This window comes from Pseudomonas sp. Pseusp97 (genome assembly GCF_047304025.1).
In the GTDB taxonomy this organism is placed as follows: Bacteria; Pseudomonadota; Gammaproteobacteria; order Pseudomonadales; family Pseudomonadaceae; genus Pseudomonas.
Genome location: NZ_JBGLYK010000394.1, coordinates 1 through 2373, shown reverse-complemented (window position 1 = coordinate 2373; position 2373 = coordinate 1). Strand labels below are relative to the sequence as shown.

Here is a 2373-nt window from a genome sequence, read left to right as displayed (position 1 = left end):
GCCGCGCCCGGTGGCCTCGCGCCGTCGTGGCGAAACCCGGCTGTGGCCGCAGCAGGACGTGCTCGGCCTGTTCGCCGCGCGGGTCGCCGCACAGCCGGACGCCATCGCCGTGCAGGACGAGAGTATCCGCTACAGCTACGCCGAGTTGGACCAGCGCAGCAATCGCCTGGCCAACGCGTTGGTCGCCAGCGAGGTGCACCAGGGCGAGTGCGTCGCTCTCTGCCAGGAGCGCAGCGCGCAGTGGGTGCTCCTGTTGCTGGGCGTGCTCAAGGCCGGGGCCACTTATGTGCCGCTGGACCCGGCGCAACCGGCCGAGCGCCTGCGCCAGTTGCTCGCCGACAACGGCGTCCGCCGCGTGCTGGTGAGTGACGTTGCGCTGCTGGAGACCTTCGGTACCCCCGCCACGCTGATCCCGGCCGGCGGCCCGGAGCAGGGCAGCACGGCCGCGCCGGCGCGAAGCATCGACCCGCAGCAGGCCGCCTACGTGATCTTCACCTCCGGCTCCACAGGCCAGCCCAAGGGCGTGCGCGTCAGCCACGCGGCGCTGGCCAACTACGTGCAGGCCGTGCTCGACCGCCTGCAACTGGACCAGGGGCGCGCCCAGGGCCTGGGCATGGCGATGGTTTCCTCGGTGGCTGCCGACCTTGGCCATACCACGCTGTTCGGCGCGCTGTGCGGCGGTGGTCGCCTGCACCTGGCGGACGCCCAGGCGGTGGCCGACGCCGAGCGTTTCGCCGCCTTCATGCAGGACGTCGACGTGCTGAAGATCGTCCCCAGCCATCTCGCCGGCCTGCTGGCCGCCGCCCACCACCAGCAGGCGCCGCGGCAGCACGGCGGCGAAGCCTGCGACCGCGCGCTGCTGCAACCGATCCGTGAGCTTGCGCCCAAGCTGCGTATCGTCAACCACTACGGCCCCAGCGAATCCACCGTGGGCGTGCTGACCCACGAATGGTCGCTGCTGGACGATCTGCCGGAGGCCGGTCTGCCCATCGGTACACCGCTGGCCAACAGCGTCATCCGCGTGCTCGACGAGAACGGCCGCGACCTGCTGCCCGGCGTACCCGGCGAGCTGTACATCGGCGGTGCGGGTCTGGCGCTGGGTTATCTCGGCCTGCCGGAAATGACGGCAGAGCGCTTCGTAGAGATCGAAGGCGAGCGCCTGTACCGCAGTGGCGACCGCGTGCGCCTGACCCGTCACGGCGTCGTGGAATTCCTTGGCCGCGTCGATGACCAGGTGAAGATCCGTGGCTACCGCGTCGAGCCGGGCGAACTGGCGCAAGGGCTCAAGCGCCTGCCCGGCGTGCGCGATGCCGTGGCGCTGGCCGAGCGTGAAAACGACGGCCCGATGAAGCTGCTGGCCTGGGCCGTGGCTGAAGGGCAGAGCGTGGAAAGCCTGCGCGAAGCCCTGGCCGCCGCCGTACCGGAGTACCTGCTGCCGGCCCAGCTGTTGCTGCTGGAACGCCTGCCGCTGAACGCCAACGGCAAGGTCGACCGCAAGGCGCTGCCGCGTGCCGAGGCGGCCACCAAGGCCGTGGACAGCGCGCCGCTGAGCGAGCTGGAACAGCGTATTGCCGATATCTGGCAGGCCGTGCTGAAGGTCGAGCGCGTTGGCGCGCAGGACAATTTCTTCGAGCTGGGCGGCGACTCCATCCTCAGCCTGCAGATCATCGCGCGCATCCGCAAACTCGGTTACAAGCTCAGCCCGAAACAGCTGTTCGAGCGGCAGAGCGTCCGCCAGCTGGCGCAGTGGCTGGAAAGCCGCGCCCCGGCAGCCACCGCGGCACCTGCGCCGGCGGCCGCCGTCAGTGGTGAAGTGGCGCTGTCGCCGGTGCAGGCGCGCTTCTTCGAGCGCGTGCCGAGCGCCCAGCGGCACCACTGGAACCAGGCCTTGCTGCTGCAACCGCGCGAAGCACTGAATGCCGACGTCCTGGCTCGCGCGCTGCACTGGCTGGTCGGCCAGCACGACGCGCTGCGTCTGCGCTTCGAGGGCAGCCGCCAGCGTTATGCCGAACACGGTCCGCTCGACATGACGCTGCTGTGGCGCCGCCGCGCCTCCGACGCGCCAACCCTGGAGCGTCTGTGCAACGACGCCCAGGCCAGTCTGGATATCGCCAGCGGCCCGCTGCTGCGTGCCATGCAGGTCAGCCTGGAAAACGGTAGCGAGCGACTGTTGCTGGTCATTCACCATCTGGCGGTGGACGGCGTGTCGTGGCGCATCCTGCTGGAAGACCTGCAGTACGCCTACCGCGAACTGCGTGCCGGCCGCACGCCCGCCGCACTGCCGCGCACCGACAGCTACCAGGCCTGGAGCGCCCGCCAGCAGGCGGCTGCCAACAGCACCGAAGTGGCTGCGGAGCTCGCCTACTGGCAGGC

The 2373-nt window shown here is 70.4% G+C and carries 1 protein-coding gene; it reads left to right on the top strand.

The annotated features are described in order from the left end of the window. The coding region (locus ACCC94_RS29270; protein WP_413353084.1) for an amino acid adenylation domain-containing protein at window positions 1-2373 on the top strand (2373 nt) is incomplete at both ends.